16 protein-coding genes and 2 pseudogenes are annotated in these 17994 nt (G+C 66.0%); 13 read left to right on the forward strand and 5 right to left on the reverse strand.

Going from position 1 to position 17994, the window contains the following annotated elements:
* From ASF52_RS02955 to ASF52_RS21835, 10 genes and pseudogenes are all read left to right on the forward strand, one after another.
* On the forward strand, positions 1-1648 hold a 1648-nt coding region (locus ASF52_RS02955; RefSeq protein ID WP_056167362.1), incomplete at its 5' end, for a type VI secretion system Vgr family protein.
* 17 nt (positions 1649-1665) lie between these two features.
* Positions 1666-2757, forward strand: a complete 1092-nt coding sequence (locus ASF52_RS02960) for a DUF2169 family type VI secretion system accessory protein (RefSeq protein WP_056167365.1) — start codon at positions 1666-1668, stop codon at positions 2755-2757.
* The gene (locus ASF52_RS02965; protein ID WP_056167369.1) at positions 2754-3281 is read left to right on the forward strand and encodes a DUF4150 domain-containing protein; all 528 of its coding nucleotides are present in this window, start codon (positions 2754-2756) and stop codon (positions 3279-3281) included. The genes ASF52_RS02960 and ASF52_RS02965 overlap by 4 nt, the downstream gene beginning before the upstream one ends.
* A 57-nt stretch (positions 3282-3338) precedes the next feature.
* A pseudogene (locus ASF52_RS23045) lies at positions 3339-3563 on the forward strand (hypothetical protein); the annotation flags it as partial.
* Positions 3564-3719: 156 nt separating this feature from the next.
* Positions 3720-4322 (forward strand): polymorphic toxin type 15 domain-containing protein, encoded by a 603-nt coding sequence (locus tag ASF52_RS23685; protein WP_443136646.1) that lies wholly within the window; start codon positions 3720-3722, stop codon positions 4320-4322.
* 25 nt (positions 4323-4347) lie between these two features.
* Positions 4348-4998, forward strand: a complete 651-nt coding sequence (locus ASF52_RS02975; RefSeq protein WP_082515166.1) for a T6SS immunity protein Tdi1 domain-containing protein — start codon at positions 4348-4350, stop codon at positions 4996-4998.
* Positions 4999-5186: 188 nt separating this feature from the next.
* Positions 5187-5495, forward strand: a complete 309-nt coding sequence (locus ASF52_RS22835; RefSeq protein WP_056167379.1) for a PAAR-like domain-containing protein — start codon at positions 5187-5189, stop codon at positions 5493-5495.
* 137 nt (positions 5496-5632) lie between these two features.
* On the forward strand, positions 5633-6259 hold the full coding sequence (locus tag ASF52_RS22385) for a hypothetical protein (protein WP_156629949.1): 627 nt from the start codon (positions 5633-5635) through the stop codon (positions 6257-6259).
* A 657-nt stretch (positions 6260-6916) separates the two neighbouring features.
* Positions 6917-7507, forward strand: coding sequence for a hypothetical protein (locus ASF52_RS02985; protein ID WP_244473676.1), 591 nt, complete (start codon positions 6917-6919; stop codon positions 7505-7507).
* A 118-nt stretch (positions 7508-7625) separates the two neighbouring features.
* Positions 7626-8608, forward strand: a pseudogene (locus ASF52_RS21835) (IS630 family transposase).
* A gap of 295 nt (positions 8609-8903) precedes the next feature.
* Here ASF52_RS21835 and ASF52_RS02995 read toward each other — a convergent pair.
* Positions 8904-10349 (reverse strand): homospermidine synthase, encoded by a 1446-nt coding sequence (locus tag ASF52_RS02995; protein WP_056167382.1) that lies wholly within the window; start codon positions 10347-10349, stop codon positions 8904-8906.
* A 282-nt stretch (positions 10350-10631) separates the two neighbouring features.
* Here ASF52_RS02995 and ASF52_RS22900 point away from each other — a divergent pair, with 282 nt between their 5' ends.
* Positions 10632-10802, forward strand: a complete 171-nt coding sequence (locus ASF52_RS22900) for a hypothetical protein (RefSeq protein WP_200918694.1) — start codon at positions 10632-10634, stop codon at positions 10800-10802.
* A gap of 17 nt (positions 10803-10819) precedes the next feature.
* On the opposite strand, the gene ASF52_RS03000 is transcribed toward ASF52_RS22900, so the two are convergent.
* The gene (locus tag ASF52_RS03000; RefSeq protein ID WP_056167730.1) at positions 10820-11383 is read right to left on the reverse strand and encodes a GNAT family N-acetyltransferase; all 564 of its coding nucleotides are present in this window, start codon (positions 11381-11383) and stop codon (positions 10820-10822) included.
* Positions 11384-11507: 124 nt separating this feature from the next.
* On the reverse strand, positions 11508-12674 hold the full coding sequence (locus ASF52_RS03005) for a type III PLP-dependent enzyme (protein ID WP_056167385.1): 1167 nt from the start codon (positions 12672-12674) through the stop codon (positions 11508-11510).
* A gap of 668 nt (positions 12675-13342) precedes the next feature.
* On the opposite strand from ASF52_RS03005, the gene ASF52_RS03010 reads away from it, so the two are divergent.
* Both ASF52_RS03010 and ASF52_RS03015 read left to right on the forward strand, forming a co-directional pair.
* On the forward strand, positions 13343-14920 hold the full coding sequence (locus ASF52_RS03010; RefSeq protein WP_056167387.1) for a glucan biosynthesis protein: 1578 nt from the start codon (positions 13343-13345) through the stop codon (positions 14918-14920).
* Complete coding sequence (locus tag ASF52_RS03015) at positions 14917-15411, forward strand: GNAT family N-acetyltransferase (protein WP_200937377.1); 495 nt, start codon at positions 14917-14919, stop codon at positions 15409-15411. The genes ASF52_RS03010 and ASF52_RS03015 overlap by 4 nt, the downstream gene beginning before the upstream one ends.
* A 91-nt stretch (positions 15412-15502) precedes the next feature.
* On the opposite strand, the gene ASF52_RS03020 is transcribed toward ASF52_RS03015, so the two are convergent.
* Together ASF52_RS03020 and glyS are read right to left on the reverse strand one after the other, a co-directional pair.
* The gene (locus ASF52_RS03020) at positions 15503-15742 is read right to left on the reverse strand and encodes a hypothetical protein (protein WP_056167736.1); all 240 of its coding nucleotides are present in this window, start codon (positions 15740-15742) and stop codon (positions 15503-15505) included.
* Positions 15743-15866: 124 nt separating this feature from the next.
* Positions 15867-17990, reverse strand: coding sequence for a glycine--tRNA ligase subunit beta (gene glyS, locus ASF52_RS03025; RefSeq protein ID WP_056167389.1), 2124 nt, complete (start codon positions 17988-17990; stop codon positions 15867-15869).
* Between the last annotated feature and the right edge of the window lie 4 nt (positions 17991-17994).

Below are 17994 nucleotides of genomic sequence, written 5' to 3' on the forward strand. Positions count from 1 at the left end.
CCGCGACGGCGACCCCGAGCGGGTGCGTCTCGCCTTCGGCTCGGCCGATGCCGAGCACATCCACGACTGGCGCCGGCAGATGCGCTTCACCCCCGGCAAGCGGGCGGGGGGCGACTGGGAGTTCACCACCCCCAACACCCGCCTGCAGACGGCGACCCCCTCCCTGGTCAGCGTGCCGGGCAACGCGGCCTACGAGCTCTACGAGTATCCCGGCCGGTTCCTGTCGCCGGAGGCCGGCGAGGCGGCGACCCGCCTGCGGGTGCAGGCGACCGAGACCGACTTCGACCGCATCGAGGGCCGCTCGTCGGTGCGCGGCCTCGCGGCCGGGCACCGCTTCACCCCCTACGAGGTGGCGCACCCGGAGCACGTCTACGCGGCGCAGGTGGTGAGCCGGATCCTGCACCGGGCCGAGGACCCGACCTACGAGACGGGCGCGGGCACGCCGCATTACGAGAACGAGTTCGCGGTGATGCCCGCGCACCTGCCGGCSACGCCGCACCGGGGGACGSYGCGCCCGCGCATCGACGGGCTGCAGATCGCCCGGATCGCCGGCCCGCCGGGCGAGGAGATCCACACGGAYRCGTTCGGGCGSGTGAAGCTGACCTTTCCGTGGGACCGGCGGGCGAAGGCCGACGGGACCGACACCGGCTGGGTGCGGGTGTCGCAGAGCTGGGGTGGSGGCASCTGGGGCCAGCAGATCATCCCGCGCATCGGCATGGAGGCGCTGGTGGCCTACCAGGAGGGCGACCCCGACCGGCCGATCGTGGTCGGCATCGTSCCCAACCCCAACAATCCGGTCCCCTACAAGCTGCCGGCCAACAAGACCCGCATGACGTTCCGCTCCGACACCCATAAGGGCAAGGGCTTCAATGAGATGAGCCTGGAGGACGATGCCGGCCGGGAGAACATGTTCTTCCATGCCCAGAAGGACCACACCACCCGGGTGCTCAACGACAAGACCAAGCGGGTCGATGCCAACGAGGTGGCCTCGATCGGGGCGAACCGCTCGGTGGAGGTGGCCCGGAACCAGACCCACGAGATCGGCGGCTCGATGAACCTGACAGTGGGCGGGACCGGAGCCACGGCGGCCGCTCTGATGGCGCCGCTCGCCGGTATGGCCGGGCACACGGCCGGCCTGATGAGCCAGGCCGCGCAGGTCGCGGGTCTCGGCGGAGTGGCAGGCGAGGCGATGGGATTGATGGCCTCGGGCCTCGCTGGCTCCGTCCTGGGAATGCTCGGCGGAAGCGGTCTTCAAGCCAGGGATGGTGTGGTCAACGGGCCGAGTCCACGGGCGGACGCCGGCACCGCCCTGTCGCAGGCGGGCAGCGGCCTGGGCCAGGCTGCGGGCGGCCTGTTCTCGTTGCCGGGCATGATGAACACCMTCGTCGGATCGATGAGCATGCGCAGCGTCGGTGTTGCGGATGTCCAGCAGGTCGGCACCTCGAAGGTGACGCATGTCGGAGCGACGTTCCTGACGCAAGTCGGCAACTACTACAAAATCGCTGTCGGCGACGAATTCGTCATCGAGGTCGGTGCGTCGAAGTTCGTAATGAAGAAGGACGGCACAGTCCTGATCCTCGGCAAGACCTTCAACTTCATCGCCGACGATCACGTCCAGATCCGGGGCGCTCCGATCGACCTGAACTGAGCGGTCGGAGGATCCCGATGCAACTCGTCAACCGAACGGCCTTTTCCGCCTTCGCCTTCCGCCAGTTCGACCAGAACGGAGACCTCGACTGTGTCGTGTCGGTGCGGGGCACGTTTCGTTTCGAACCCGGCGGGACGCTCGCCGTGGCCGACCGGCAGGAGCCCTTCCAGTGGGAAGACGTCTACGACGGCGAGCCCCAACAGGGATCGCTGCTGCGTCAGGGCGATCTCGTCCCCTACAAGCCGGGCACCGACGTGACGCTTCTCGGGGACGCCGTGAACCCGAACCCGGATGGCGAACCCTTCGTCTGCCGCATCCGGATCGGCAACCAGATCGATGCAAGCCTTCGCGTCATGGGGCCGCGCCGCTGGCAGGCACGGACGCGCCGGACTTGGCGCGGGCTGCTCCAGCGCGATCCGCAGCCGGTCCTCGAAGGCTGGGACCTGAGCGGCCCGGAACCCGCCGCGCGCGTCCCGCTCACCTGGGCCTCGGCCGTCGGCGGGACGCTGCCCGGAGCGACGGGCGAGGTGCATCCCGACAACCCGCTCGGCCTCGGGCTCGTCGACCGCGCGCACTGTGATCATCGCGAGACCTACCCGGCCCCCACGATCGAGGCTGTCGATGCACCGGTCGAGCGCTGGAACGCATTGCCCGCCCCGGCCGGCTTCGGTCCCCTTCCGCCCTGGTGGCGCCCGCGTCAGCGTTATGCGGGCACCTACGACGAAGCATGGCTCGCCGAGCGCCACCCGCTGCTGCCGCGCGACTTCGACCCGCGCTTCTGGCAATGCGCCCCGACCGGGCTCGTCGCCACGCCGTGGCTCGCCGGAACCGAGGCCTTCRCCCTCGACAACCTGCATCCCGACGCGCCTCACCTGACCGGCRGCCTGCCGGGTATCATGCTGGGTGTCACCGCGCGGGATGACAGGGCCACGACGAAGCATCCGCTGGTCCTGGATGGCGTGCAGTTCGACCTGCGCRCGGGCCGCGACGCGGTTCTCCTGACCTGGCGCTGCCGCTTTCCGCTCCCCGAAGCGGAGCGCGCSGAGATCGTGCTGGCCGAGCGCGCCCGGCTGCGCAGGAAACAACCGGACGAGGAGGTCGCGGCATGAACGGGCCCGATCCCGATGATTCGTCCGGCGACGACTATGCCGGGGAGCCGCCGCGTCCCGATCCCTGGACCACGAACCGCCCGCTGGAGGGYATGCGCGACACGCACGAGGCGCGCGTCGTCTGCCTGTCGCCGGACGTGTGCCTGACGCCGCGGGGCTCGGCCCTGGTGCCGGTTCCCTACCCGATCGTGGACTACGGCGACCATTTCGACGGCTACGCGTCYTCGGTGCGGTTCACGGCGCAGACGGCGATGGTGCTGCGCTCGAGGACGACGCACGTGCACGGCGACGAAGCCGGCACGGGCGGCGGCGTGAAGTCGGGTACGCATCGGGACATCACCGAGCCGATCGGCCATGCGCCGCAGGTTCGGGCGGAGGGCTCGCCGGTGATCCGGCACCTCGACCGGTTCTGGATGAACCGGCGCAACACGGTGGGCGAGGCGGTCTACGTCAAGGACCAGCGGGCGCGACCGGCCCCTGAAGACGATGATCCGCTGCCCGGCTCGCTCCGCCGCGTGACCTGAGGACCAGCGCCGGCGGCAGGCTCCTGCCGGGCGAGCGATGACGGACCGATCCCGACGATGGCAGGAACAGCCGAACCGACTTGGAGCAAACCGCCACCCACGGCGTCGGCGAGCCCCAACCTGGAACGCTTGGGCAAGTGGGGACGGTGGCTGCTGAAGGGCGGTGGACCGATCGGCCGCGCGGCGACGGCGATCCTGGACTCGTCGCCGACGGCGATGCCGTGGTTCGACGAGGTTCCTCGAGACGATTTCGAGACGAGCCTGTTCGCCAAGGCACGGCAANCGACGGCGATCCTGGACTCGTCGCCGACGGCGATGCCGTGGTTCGACGAGGTTCCTCGAGACGATTTCGAGACGAGCCTGTTCGCCAAGGCACGGCAAYTGGAGGCGCAAGGCGTCGACAAGGACCGAATCCAGGACTGGTTCCGCGGCGAGAGGATGGCGCACGCCAAGACCAAGGCACAATCGGACTCGGAAGCGAAGGCCAAAGCGCAGGCGGCAGGGAAATCCGGCACCGTCCGGGTCACGCAGACGCAAATCCGGTGCTACAAACTAGATCGCCATCTAGGCGCCGACGCGAAAGAGAACAAAAAATTTACCAGAGAGGTCTGTCGCCAGCTCAAGGAACAGGAAGATGCAATCAACAAGATGACGCGGGAAGAATGGGAGGCTGCGCGTCAGCACTACAAAAAGTTCGGTCGAGACGGATCGGAGAAGGTGTTTCGCAAGAATGCGCAGCAAGATGCAATTGATGACTATACCAATCGCGGCAAATCCGTCGAGGAAGCGGAAAGACTTGCCAAAGAGAATCTTGAGCGCCAGTCGCCACTTCACGTTCCCGATCAGGTGCTTGGTGGCACCTTGTCGAAGATCCTTCGCATGGGGAACTCTCATGTCAACTCGATCATCGGCGGAGGTTGGCCCAGCCGATTGGCCGAGTTCGAGCGACATGCGAAAAGCTTGAAGCCTGGAGAGAAGATGAACGTGCGGCTTTGCGCCACGATCAAGGGGCAGGATGTCTGCAGTAATCGCGTATATTGATTGAAAAAATGAAAGTGAGAAAACAATGACGGCTGATAGATATAAGACCCTGTTCGATGAAGCGATCGAGCGGAAGCACCCCGAAATCTTGCGCCCATTTGAATATGGTGGGGGCAAAGCGCATGTTCCCGAAGTTCTGGCCTACATGTGGTCGAGGGTCGGCATCTCCATCTGGCTCAAAGGCACGTTCAGGACCTGCGACCCCGACATGGTCTGGCCGTCCATCGAAGATGCCCTCGAGGGCAAGAGCCTGCTGAACGCGGCCGATTGCGTGCCCTACCTCATCACGGCCTTCGGCAGTGTCTACGCCTGGAACCGCTCGCTCGGCGCGATCGAGTTCGATTTCCAGCGCGGCCGGATCACGATCCGCGCCGATCCTCGGGCCAAGGATCAAGAGGCGAGCCCTACCAAGTTCGTGACGCCGTTCCTGGCCGAGGAGGACAGTTACGACGACTACGACCTCTACGACGAGGCCGTGCGGAAGTTCGGGCCCTTGAACGAGGACCAGATCTTCTCGTTCGCACCGATCTTCGCCCTGGGAGGCCAGCCCAAGAAGGGCAACCTCATCATGACGAACGCCCGGGCCCACCTGGCGCTCCTGTCGCAGTCACAAGGGTTCGACATCCTTCACTTCGACCGGAAGCGGTATCCGGGCGGCTTCGAGCGAGTGGAATGATCTGACGCCACGAATTCGCGATCGAGGGCGATCTCGTCGTCCCTCGACCCGTGCCTGACGCCGCGGGGCTCGGCCCTGGTGCCGGCCCCCGACCCGATCGTCAACTACGGCGCCCATTTCGACGGCTACGCGTCTTCGGTGCGGTTCACGGCGCAGACGGCGATGGTGCTGCGCCGAGGACGACGCACGTGCACGGCGACGAAGCCGGCACGGGCGGCGGCGTGAAGTCGGGTACGCATCGGGACATCACCGAGCCGATCGGCCACGCGCCGCAGGTTCGGGCGGAGGGCTCGCCGGTGATCCGGAACCTCGACCGGTTCTGGATGAACCGGCGCAACACGGTGGGCGACGCGGTCTACGTCAAGGACCAGCGGGCGCGCCAGGCCCCTGAAGACGATGATCCGCTGTCCGGCTCGCTCCGCCGTGGGGCCCGACGATCGCAGGCTGGCTGGGCTGTGGTTTTCGCCATTCCTGACCTGGGTGTCTTGAGATCATGAGTGGGGGCAGTGCAGCACCTCCGGGCGGATCGGCAGGCGGTTGGGCAAATCCCCCGCCGGCAGCGCCGGCCAGACCGACCCTCGAACGCCTTGGCAATTGGGGTCGCATCATCGCGGGCTTGCGGTACGGTCCGTGGGTGACCGCCGCCAAGCTGGCCCTGTCGCCGACGTCTCTGGCGCCGGCATGGAGGGATGAGCTTCCCCAAGACGATTTCGAGCGCCAGCTTTTTCGGAAGGCGAGCGATCTCGAGAAGCAAGGGGTGCCGCAAGGCGAGGTGCAGGACTGCTTCGACAAGGAGCGTGCCGCGCGTCGGCGGCGGGACACCATCGTCGAGGAGAAGCAGTGTCCCAGGCCGATACCGCCGCCTCCTGGGACCGTTCGCATCAACAGGAGAGATCGGAAATGCCTGGTCGATGAATACAAGAAGCTTCTCAACGTCTGTGACGGCGACTCGCATCACATCGTTCCGGATATGGTCTACCGCCTGGGCGCGCGACCGAAAGGCGCCGGGATGAGTTCGACCGCCGATCGCATTCCGAATGCTCCGACGCTGAACGAGGGTATGGCGATCTGTTTAAGGAAGGCGCAACACGGAAGTGGCCTGGACGGCATTCACGCCGATCTTCGGAAATCGCTGAACGATCTTGGAGCGGACTATACGCCGTCGGGAACAGCGCCCCTTGGAGAAATCATTTCAGCAGCCAAGTTATCTATTCGTAATATTGAAGATTTTTCGGAAAGATGTAAGGATCTGGCGAAATAGAAATTCAGTTTTCAAATAGGACAAAGAGGTTTCGATTCGGAGCAGCCGGGTCGGACTCAGGAAAAACCGCTCCCGAGCGGGGCGGCGAAGAACGTCCTCCGACGCGGATACTATTGAAATATGTCTATGGAAAATGAAATGATCGATTGGAAACCAATGATAAACGCAGCCCACGCTACTGGTCGTGGACAGTTCTGCATCGCACTATGCGAATTGGAATATGATGATCCGTTCAGCGCGCTGCTCGATTACGATGAATCTTTCCCACAACCATGGTCGCGCACCGACATAGCACGAGAAATCTATTCTGTCACAGCCCCGGGAACCACAGAATATCCCGGATCTCGATTTGCTGCTCTTAGCAACGAAGGCGATGTTTACTGGGTCTGAGACCAAACGTCACTGGAGAAGATCCTCGGTGCAGGCGTGCAAAGTCCTGATGCTTCAGGCGCGGGTGCGCTCGCGGGTCTTGGGTTGATCGGAGGCCACCTATGGGCAGTCGGGCATGGCGCTCAGATCTATCGCAGGTCCGGCAGCCACCGTTGGGACAAGATACCTTTCACCAAAACGCCTAAGCTCGGCTTCGAGGTCGTGCGGTTTGGCCGTATCGTTAGCACCAACATTGATGACATATACGTTTCCGGAGTGTCTTTTCCGATGAAAGTCAAGATCGATAAAAAAACCCGGGAAGAGCTTCGTGAGAGCCGAAGCTGGGATGACTGGGACCGCGCTTACGAACTGGCCAGGAAGAACGCGCCGAGTAAGGGCCTATCCACGGAAGGACGGGCCTACCACTGGAACGGCGAAGCCTGGACAGAGATTCCGCTTCCAGGATCGAGCCCGTATGTCATCAAGGACATTTTCATCGAAACGCCCGACAAGGTTTGGATGGTCGGCAGTCGCGGCACCATACTGGTCGGAAATGCACGGAGTGGCTTCAGCAACGTAGGCTTTGCAGGCGACACCGAGACGCTCCTGTCGATCATCCGGTTCAAGGACAAGTACATTGTCGCGTCCGATTACGCCCTACACATCTTCGACGCCCACCATCTCACACCCCTGAAGCCGTGGCTGCGCCGGGGGGGAACACCGACGCCACTCAGGGTGCAGGCGGTGGACGACGTGCTGTTCTACTTCGACTACAAGCTCGGCGTTCATCGCTTCGACGGCATTCGCTGGGAGGAAATACCGATCCCATCCGAGTTGCTCGCGCGCGACTTCCGAGGCCTCATCGGGCGCGGACCGTGACACCCCGGCCCTGGCACCTGCGTCCTAGAGCGTTTTCGGGCTGCGCTGAATCGGGCGGGTGGGGTTCACGCGAAGCTGTTGGGCTGATTCACTGATCGCTCTGGAGGAGGAGCGACAGATGGGACGAGCCTACAGCCAGGATTTGCGCGAGCGGGTGGTGGCAGCCGCGGCAACTACCTCGCGCCGGCAGGCGGCGGCGCGGTTTGGAGTCGGCATCGCGACCTCGATCCGTTGGATGGCCGCGCTCACGACGACCGGGACGGTGGCCGTTCGTCCGCAAGGGCGGGCGCGCCGCTCGAAGCTCGATCCGCACGAGGCATTCCTGCGCGGCCTGATCGACACGAAGGTCGACATCACCCTGGAGGAGATGCGTGCCCGGCTTCGGGACGAGCACGATCTGACTGTCGGGCTTGGCACCCTGTGGAGCTTCCTCGACGCACGCGATCTCACCTACAAAAAAAAGACAGCTCACGCCGCCGAGCAAGAACGCCCGGACGTGAAGGCCGCGCGTGAGGCGTGGTTCGAGGGCCAACTCGATCTCGACCCTGCGCGCCTCGTGTTCCTCGACGAGACCTGGACCTCCACCAACATGGCTCGCACCCGCGGACGGTCGCCCCGTGGCGAACGGCTGCGCTCACCCGTGCCGCACGGCCATTGGAAGACCACGACCCTGGTGGCGGGCCTGCGCCTGTCCGGGATCGCTGCACCGTTCGTGCTCGACGGGCCGATCAACCGCGACACCTTCCAGGCTTACGTCGATCAGGTCTTGGTGCCTGAGCTTACCCCCGGCGACATCGTCGTCATGGACAACCTCGGCAGCCACAAGGGCCCGGAAGTGCGGGCGGCGATCGAGGCGGCAGGCGCGCGGCTGTTGTTCCTGCCGCCCGACTCGCCCGACTTCAACCCGATCGGGGGCTACCCCGACCGACGAGTCGGTTGGGGACCCCTCAGATGGCGTTCTCGAAGCTCAAAGCACTGCTCCGCAAGGCGGCCGAACGCACCGCCGAGGGACTATGGTCGGCCATCGGACGCCTCGTCGACACCGTCACACCCAACGAGTGCACCAACTTCTTCGCCGCATCAGGATACGAACCAGATTAAACCGAAAACGCTCTAGCGCGCTACGCAATCTTCAGTGGGAAAGGGAACGCTCCCCGTCGCGCATCGTGACGCTCGTCGCCTAAACCGCGCGCCCGGCCGAAGTCGGAAGACCACGCGGTCATCGACATCTCCGACTGCCGGGGATCCGTCGCGTTCGGACAAAGCGACGACTTCGGCGGATCGAAACGTTGCGAGGTCGATCGGTCGCCCTCACGGCTCCGGACCTCGATCCCGGACAGACCGTGAAGCACCGCGAACGCCGCCCGCAATCACGGGCGGCGTCGATCAGCGTTCGTCAGCCCTGGACCAGCACGTTCCGGAACTGCCACGGGTCGGTCTCGTCGATGTTCTCCGGGAACAGGCCCGGGCGGCCGGTCAGCGGGGTCCAGTCCGTGTAGACGCCGACCACTGGGCCGAGATACGGCATCTGCACTTCGAGGCAGCGGCGGAAGTCCATCTCGTCGGCCTCGACGATGCCGGACTCAGGGTTCTCGAGGGCCCAGACCATGCCGGCGAGGACGGCCGAGGTCACCTGAAGGCCCGTGGCGTTCTGGTAGGGGGCGATGCGGCGGGTCTCCTCGATGGAGAGCTGCGAGCCGAACCAGTAGGCGTTCTTCTCGTGACCGTAGAGCAGCACGCCGAGTTCATCGATGCCGTCGACGATCTCGGTCTCGTCGAGGATGTGGTGCTTCTCCTGGACGACGGCGGCCTTGCCGAACATCTCGTGCAGGGACAGCACGGCGTCGTCGGCCGGATGGTAGGCGTAGTGGCAGGTCGGCCGATAGGCGGCGCGCTCACCCTCCAGCACCGTATAGTAATCCGAGATCGACACCGCCTCGTTGTGGGTCACGAGGAAGCCGAACTGCGCCTGGGCCGTCGGCGTCCACGAGCGCACGCGGGTGTCGGCGCCGGGCTGGAGCAGGTAGATGGCGCAGCGCGACCCCTTCTCCTGATCGCGAGCGTTGTCCGGACGCCAGGTCTCGTGGGTGCCCCAGCCGAGTTCGGCCGGCTGGTTGCCCTCGGAGACGAAGCCTTCGACCGACCAGGTGTTGACGAAGACACCCCGGGGCTTCGGGTTCTTGGCGCGCTGGGTATCCCGCTCGGCGATGTGGATTCCCTTGACGCCGACTTCCTGCATGAGCTTCGCCCAGCCGGTCCTATCCGTCGGCTCCGCGGTCTTGAGGCCGATGTCGTTGGCGATGTTCAGAAGCGCCTGCTTGACGAACCACGACACCATGCCGGGATTGGCGCCGCAGCACGACACGGCGGTGGTGCCGCCGGGGCTGGCGGTGCGGGCATCGAGGATGTCCTGGCGCAGGGCATAATTTGTGCGGTCACCCTGACTCTTCGACTTGTCGAAGTAGAATCCGGGCCAGGGCTCGGCGACGGTGTCGATGTAGAAGGCGCCGAGCTCGCGGCACAGTTCCATGATGGCGCGGGACGAGGTGTCCACCGAGACGTTCACGCAGAAGCCCTGTCCTTCGCCCTCCGTGAGGAGCGGCGTCAGGATCGCGCGATAATTCTCCTTGGTCAGCGCCACCTGCTCGAAGCGCAGGCCATGCTGGTCGGCGAGCGCCTTGTGGGCATCGGACGGCTCGACGACGGTGAATCGGCTCTTGTCGTACGCGAAGTGGCGCTCGATCAGCGGCAGGGTGCCGCGTCCGATGGAGCCGAAGCCGATCATCACGATGGGTCCGGTGATGCGGCCGTGGACGGGCCAGGCGGTGGCGGCTTCGGTCATGGGCAGGCACTCCTAACAACTTGCTCGGGCGTCGCGATGCGCGCGGGTGGCCGACGCACCTAGCCGGCACAGATGACGCGCACGCGACGGGCTCAGTGGCGGCTGGCGTCCGGCGGGTCAACCACGTCCAGCTCGGTTCCTAAGGGAGCGTGAACCCGTCCATGCTCTCACCGCAGCCTTGCATCCCACTCGGCGGGATTGCGAGCCTCGGGACGTAAGCCGATATTGCACTGCAACAAAGCCGGAGGACGCGCCGCCCCATCGAACCCAAGGACCCCAGCCATGCTCGCAATCCTCACCGCAAACCTGCCCGCCCAGGCGGAAGAGCCCATCGACCGCGATCCCGGCATCATCACCCTGACCGCCGCTCTCCTGCGCGCCCTTAGCCGCCAGCGGGATGCCGCCTTCCGCCGCCGCTGCGATCTCGCCGGACAGACCAATCCCAATCGTTAGGACGAACCACCCCGACGTCAGGCTACCCGTCGTCGCGACGCCGCACCGGCGTCGCCGAAGGCCGGGGGCGGAGCGTCCGCATCGCCCCATGCGCCGGTCGCGCGCACGATGCCCTGGGTACCATCGAGGCCGCCCGGGCGGAGATTGAGCCCGAGGAAGCGCTCGCGCTCGAACGGACCCGGCATCGATAAGCCCGCCACGAGTTCCGGCGTGAAGCCGAAGCGCGCGTAGTACGGCGCGTCGCCGACCAGCAGCACGGCGCCGTGGCCGAGAATCGTCGCCCGTGTGAGCGCATGGCTCATCAACGTCGCACCGAGGCCATGGCCCTGAATTTCGGGATCGACCGCGAGGGGCCCGAGCAGGAGGGCCGGCCGGCGAAATCCGGCCTCGACGTGCCAGAGACGGACGGTGCCGCAGACATGACCGTTATACTCGGCCGTGAACGCGAGTCCCTCGGCCGGAAGCCGGCCTTCGCGCAGCCGCTCGGAGGTCTTCAGGCGTCGGGCAGCGCCGAAGCACAGGTCGAGGAGATGCTCACGGGCGAGAACATCGCCCGAACGTTCATGGCGGATCTGAAACAAGGCCACACCCTTTCCCGAAATCTGGGCGGGGGACGAACGATCCTCGCGTCGGGCACAGGCCCTCGGTTCGGGATGAGAACGCGGACGATCGAAGGTCGACCGTCCGCGATGCTGGTAGTCCGAATCAGATGACGAATTGCTGAAGGGGCGGGAAGCCGTTGAACGCCACAGCCGCGTACGTGGTCGTGTAGGCGCCGGCGCCCTCGATCAGCACCTTGTCGCCGATGGAAAGCGAGACGGGCAGGGGATACGGCACCTTCTCGTAGAGCACGTCGGCCGAATCGCAGGTCGGTCCGGCCAGCACGCATGGGCTCGTGCGATCCCCATCGTGATCCGTGCGGATCGCGTAGCGGATCGACTCGTCCATGGTCTCGGCCAACCCACCGAACTTGCCGATGTCGAGGTAGACCCAGCGAATCTCGTCCTCGGCTTGCGACTTCTTCGAGACCAGCACGACTTCGGCCTCGATCATCCCAGCATTGCCGACCATGCCGCGGCCCGGCTCGATGATGGTTTCGGGCAGGTGGTTGCCGAAGTGCTTGGTGAGCGCGCGGAAGATCGCGTCGCCGTAGGATTCCACGCCCGGCACCGCCTTGAGGTACTTGGTGGGGAAGCCGCCGCCGAGGTTGACCATCGACAGGGTGATGCCCCGGTCGGCGCACTCGCGGAAGATCGTGGAAGCGGAGGCCAGCGCGCCGTCCCAGGCTTCGGTGTTGCCCTGCTGCGAGCCGACGTGGAACGACACACCGTAGGCGTGCAGGCCCTGGCGGCAGGCATGCTCCAGCACGTCCACGGCCATCTCGGGCACGCATCCGAACTTTCGCGATAAGGGCCATTCCGCGCCTGCACCGTCGCAGAGGATCCGGCAGAACACCTGCACGTCCGCGGCCTCGACACCGGCGGCCTCGGCGGCCCGGGCGATCTTCTCGACCTCGACCTGGCAATCGACGGCGAACAGGCGCACGCCGAGCTTCAGCGCACGGCCGATGCAGCGCTCCTTCTTGATGGTGTTGCCGAAGGAAATCCGGTCGGCGGTCGCGCCAGCGGCGAGCGCCATCTCCACTTCGACCACCGAAGCCGTATCGAAGCACGAGCCCATCTCGGCGAGCAGCCGCAGCACTTCCGGCGCCGGATTCGCCTTCACGGCGTAGAACACCCGGGTGTCGGGAAGCGCGCGGGCGAAAGCGGTGTAGTTGTCGCGCACGACATCGAGGTCGAGAACCATCACGGGACCTTCGTCCTGGCCCATGTCACGGCGCGCGCGAAGGAAGTCGCGGATGCGATCGGTCATGCTGTTTCCAACCCACAGGTTCGCAAGCGCCCTCGCGTGGGGCGCGCTGTCGAATGTCAGGACGACGTCAGTCGTCCGGCGTCTGGGATCGATGCGACGCGGCGCGCGGCGTGCTTTGGAGACACGCTGTCGAGCGCGGGCGCAAACGCTCCCGGAAGCTGCCTTGGATTGGAAGGGAGATCCCCACCGCACGCCGGGCAAAGAGAAACAAGCCTCTTCGGTGCCGGCCTTTGGAGGGCCGACGAGACCAAAAAAGCCCGTTCGTCGTTGCTTTAAGCTGCGTCCCCCGTGGAGAGCGGGGTTCGCCGGTTTCGCCTCCGGCTGCCGGTTGTTGTCGGGGTCCGGTGTCGCCACCTGGATGCCGGCCGGAGGGAATCCACCCTATCGACCATCGATCCTTTAAGACCCCTGGCGGCTGTCCGGCAGTTGGCCGGATGCCCACCAACCGACACGCGGCCACAGGCACGTGCGAAATTGGGCAAGGGCGATATACGAGCATCGCGTTCCGGCGACAAGAAAAAACGCGGATCTTTTCGACGCGACAGGGTCGCGGACCGCGAATGTTGCACAAACGCCGCGTCGGCCTCCACGGCCTCTTTCCAAGCTCGGGCTGACGCGCCATCAAGCGGTCCATTCACCCTTCGACGGCCGTATCAGGGCGCAGGATCATGACAGAACCGAACCGCCGCGCCGTCATCACCGGTTTGAGCGTCACGAGTCTGGCCGCCATCGGGCTGCTCTCCGGTGCCGCGTCGGCACAACCGGGCGTGCCGCAGCCCTTTGGTTTTGCCGACGTGGAGCGGCGGGCCCGCGACTTGTCGAAAGTACCCCACGCCGCGAAAGCGCCGAACCTGCCACCTGCCATCGCCAGGCTCGACTACGATGCCTGGCGCGATATCCGCTTCAAACCCGACAAGGCGTTCCTGGGCGCCGAGGGCAGCCCGTTCCGGCTGCAATTGTTCCACCTCGGCTTCCTGTACGATCGACCCGTCACGGTGAACCTCGTGCGGGGCGGCGTCGCCACTCCCATCGCCTATCAGGCGAGCCTGTTCGACATGGGCCGGACCAAGGTCGACAAGCCCTTGCCGGTGGATCTTGGATTCGCCGGCCTACGCATCCACTCCTTCCTCAACAGCCCGAGCCTCCTCGATGAGCTCATCGTCTTCCTCGGCGCCAGCTACTATCGCTTCCTCGGCCGCGATGAACGCTACGGCCTGTCGGCGCGCGGGCTCGCGGTGAACGTCGAAGGCGAGGGCGGACCGGAGGAGTTTCCGGTGTTTCGGGAGTTCTGGGTAAGCATGCCGGAAGCGAACGCCGATGCCCTCGTCGTCGATGCGCTCCTCGACGGCCCCGGCCTTACCGGTGCGTTCCGGTTCACCGTGCATCCGGGGGACGAAACCACGGTGGCGGTGCAGACCACGCTCTATCCCCGCACGGACCTCACCACCCTCGGGCTGGCGCCGCTGACCTCGATGTTCTTCATCGGCGAGAACGACCGGCGCCATTCCGACGATTATCGGCCCGAACTCCACGATTCCGACGGTCTTCAGATCGCAGCCGGCAGCGGCGAGTGGCTGTGGCGCCCCCTCGACAACCCGAAGGAGCGGCGCATTTCGAGCTTCTTCGACACAGACCCGAAGGGTTTCGGCCTGCTCCAGCGCGACCGGCGCTTCGAGAGCTATCAGGATCTGGAAGCGGCCTACCATCGCCGGCCCGGTTACTTCGTCGAGCCCGACGGGGCCTGGGGGGAGGGGGCGGTGATGCTCATGGAACTGCCCACCGACACGGAGACCAACGACAACATCGTCGCCTGCTGGCGCCCACGCCAGCCCTACGCGGCCGGCGAGGCGGTGCGCTTGTCGTACCGCGTGCGCAGCGTCGGCGGCGACCCCCTCCATCCCGGGGCCTGCGTGGTCAACACCTTCGGGGCGGCGGCGATTGCCAGCGGCACCGCCAAGGCGGACGAGGTCAAGGGTGCGCTGAGCCGCCGCTTCCTCGTCGATTTCGCCGGCGGCGATCTCGCCTACTACGGCGCCGATCCGAGCCGGGTCGAGGTGATCGCCAGCGCATCGAACGCCAAGGTGACGGCGACCTCCCTCGTCGCCAATCCGCATACGGGTGGCCTGCGCGCGGCCATCGACGTCACGGTTTCCACCCCGGGTCAGGAAACGGATCTGCGGGCCTTTCTGCGGGCGGGGGGACGGACGCTCTCGGAAACCTGGGTCTATCCCTGGATCGCCGCGTGAGCGCGGCCTTGCCGTTGCTCGATACCGCGCCCGCCATCGCGATCCGCCCGGCGCGGATCGAGGATCTCGATGCGCTCGTCGCCCTCGAACATGCCGCTTTCTCCAGCGACCGCGCGGAGCGTCGGGCGATCCGTCACGCCATCCGCTCGCCCAGCATGACGGTTCTCGTGGCCTTGGCCGATGACGGGGAGGGGCCCGCGATGCTGGTGGGCGCCGCGACCCTGGAGCGCCGACGGGGCAGCCGCAACGCGCGGCTCTCCTCCATCGCCGTCTCGCCCGCGCGCGCCGGACTCGGGCTCGGCGGTCTCGTCCTCGATGCGGCGGAGGCGGACGCACGCGCCCATGGCTGCACGCACCTGCGCCTCGAAGTCCGCGCAGACAACGGCGCCGGCATCCGGCTTTACGAGCGCAGGGGCTACACGCGCTTTGCCGTGATCGAAGACTATTACGAGGACGGCATGGAGGCCTGGCGCTACGTCAAGGCGCTGTAGGCCGACGCGAAACGTAAAAACCCGCCCTGACGAAAGCCAGGACGGGTGTTGTGGACTTGTCATGCCCCGGCATCGCGCCGGAGCGGACGGATCAATCGCAGACTTCCTTCGTGACCGTCTTGCGGTCGCCGACGTCGTTTTCCTTCGTCACGGTCTTGGTGGCGCAGCCGTCGGCGCTCTCGCGGGTCTCGACGGTCTTGCGCTCGCTCGCGGGCCGCTCGACGACCACGTCCGGCGCATCGCGGCGGATGATTGTGGTCTCGGCCTGGGCCAGGGCCGGAGCACCGACGAGGAGCGCTAGGGTGGTGGCGGCGAAGAGGGTGTTGCGCATGGGGACCTCCGTGTCGAAAACGTCGGCATCCAACGACGAACCAAGCGGGACCGTTCCCCCGATCCGCCGCTGATCTTACGCAAACTTCTCGTTCTCGCGCAGGTCTCCCGAGATTCGGCGTGCTTCAACCTTCGATGCGCGAGAAATCCGCGACTTCCCGCGTCGCCGCCCGCAAGGCGTTGAGAAGGGCGAGGCGGTTTTCGCGCAAGGCCGGATCGTCCGAATTCACCGTCACCTTCTCGAAGAACGCATCCACGGGGGCGCGGAGCGTCGACAATGCCTGCATGGCGCCGGCGAAATCTTCCCGCTCGACCGCCGCCGAGGCGGCTGACCGCGCCGCCACGAGGGCTTCGGACAGGGCGCGCTCCTCGAGCTCGCCCCGTGCGGCGAGCGCCGCATCGGGCACGGCCTCGTAGGACCGTCCGTCCTTCTTCTCCTCGATCCGCAGGATGTTGGCCGCGCGCTTGTAGCCGGCGAGCAGGTTTTTTCCGTCGTCGGTCTCCAGCAACTTGCCGAGCGCCTCGACGCGGCGAACCACCATCAGGAGGTCGTCTTGTCCCGGCAGGGCGAACACGGCGTCGATGAGATCGTGGCGGGCGCCCTGGTCACGGAGGTAGACTTTCAGGCGGTCGGCGAAGAAGGCGAGTAGATCAGGAAGATACTGATCTTCCAGCTTCTCAGGAGCAGCAACACTCTTCTGGGAAAATCCGAAATCGGCGGTGTCGAAGTATTTCAGCAGCGGCAGTTTGACCTGGCGTTCATTGATAAGCCGAATGACACCCAACGCGGCACGACGCAAAGCATAAGGGTCTTTGCTGCCGGTCGGCTTTTCGTCGATGGCCCAAAAGCCGACGAGCGTGTCGAGCTTATCGGCGAGAGCCACCGCGACAGCGACGGGATCGGTCGGCACGCGGTCCGAGGGGCCGACCGGTTTGTAATGGTCCTCGACCGCCGCCGCGACGCTCGGGTTTTCGCCCTGCAAGGCAGCATACTTCCGGCCCATGAGCCCTTGAAGCTCGGGAAACTCTCCTACCATCTCGGTGACGAGATCGGCCTTGGCGAGGCGGGCGGCGCGCTCGGCGAGGTCGGGATCGGCTCCGACCAGAGGTGCCAGTTCGCGCGCGAGCGCCGCGATCCGCTTGACCCGCTCGCCCTGCGTGCCGAGCTTCTCGTGGAACACGATCGAATCGAGCTTCGGCAGCCGATCCTCCAACTCGATCGCCTTGTCGGTCTCCCAAAAGAACTTCGCGTCCGAGAGCCGCGCCCGCACCACCCGCTCGTTGCCGGCCGTGATGGCGAGCCCCCCGTCGCTGGCGACGAGGTTCGAGGTCAGGATGAAGGCCGGGGCGAGGCGTTCGGCGCCGGGCTCGCGCAGGACGAAACACTTCTGGTTGGCCTTGATGGTGGCGCGGATGGCCTCGGCCGGAATGTCGAGGAAGGCGGGGTCGAAGGTGCCGAGCAGCACCACGGGCCATTCCACGAGGCCCACGACCTCTTCGAGCAGGCCCTCGTCCTCCACGAGTTCGAGGCCGCGCGCGAAGGCGAGATCGCGGGCGTCGTGCAGGATGATGTCTTTGCGCCGATCGGCGTCGAGCACGACCTTCGCGCGTTCCAGGGCGGCGACGTAATCGTCGAAGCGGCGCACCTCGATGGCGTCCGGTGCGAGGAAGCGATGACCGTAGGTGGTCGTCCCGGCCACGATCCCGTCGACGTCGAACGGCACCACGTCGGGCGTCTCGGTCTCCGGCCCGAAGGTGGCGACGATGGACTGCAGCGGGCGCACCCAGCGTAAACTGCCGGGCTGAGCCGAAGCCTTGCCCCAGCGCATGGATTTCGGCCACGGAAAGCTGCGGACGATCTGGGGCAGGATCTCGGCCAGAACGTCGAGGGTTTCGCGCCCGGGCTTCTCGATGATGGCGACGTAGAATTCGCCCTTCTTCGGATCGGAGACGATGGTCGCCTGGTCGAGGCTGGCGAGGCCCGCACTCTTCAGGAAGCCCTGGACCGCTCCGTCCGGCGCGCCGACGCGGGGGCCCTTGCGCTCCTCACGCACGTCCTTGCCGCGGGGCGGCAGGCCGGCGACGTGAAGGGCGAGGCGGCGCGGCGTCGCGAAAGCCTTGGCGCCATCGTAGAGAAAGCCGCGCTCGACGAGGGCATCGGTGACGAGCTTGCGCAAGTCGTCGGCCGCACGCCGCTGCATGCGGGCGGGGATCTCTTCGGAGCGCAGTTCGAGGAGGAGGTCGGGCATGGGA

Origin of the sequence: Methylobacterium sp. Leaf112 (assembly GCF_001423295.1) — a bacterium.
Lineage (GTDB): Bacteria > Pseudomonadota > Alphaproteobacteria > Rhizobiales > Beijerinckiaceae > Methylobacterium.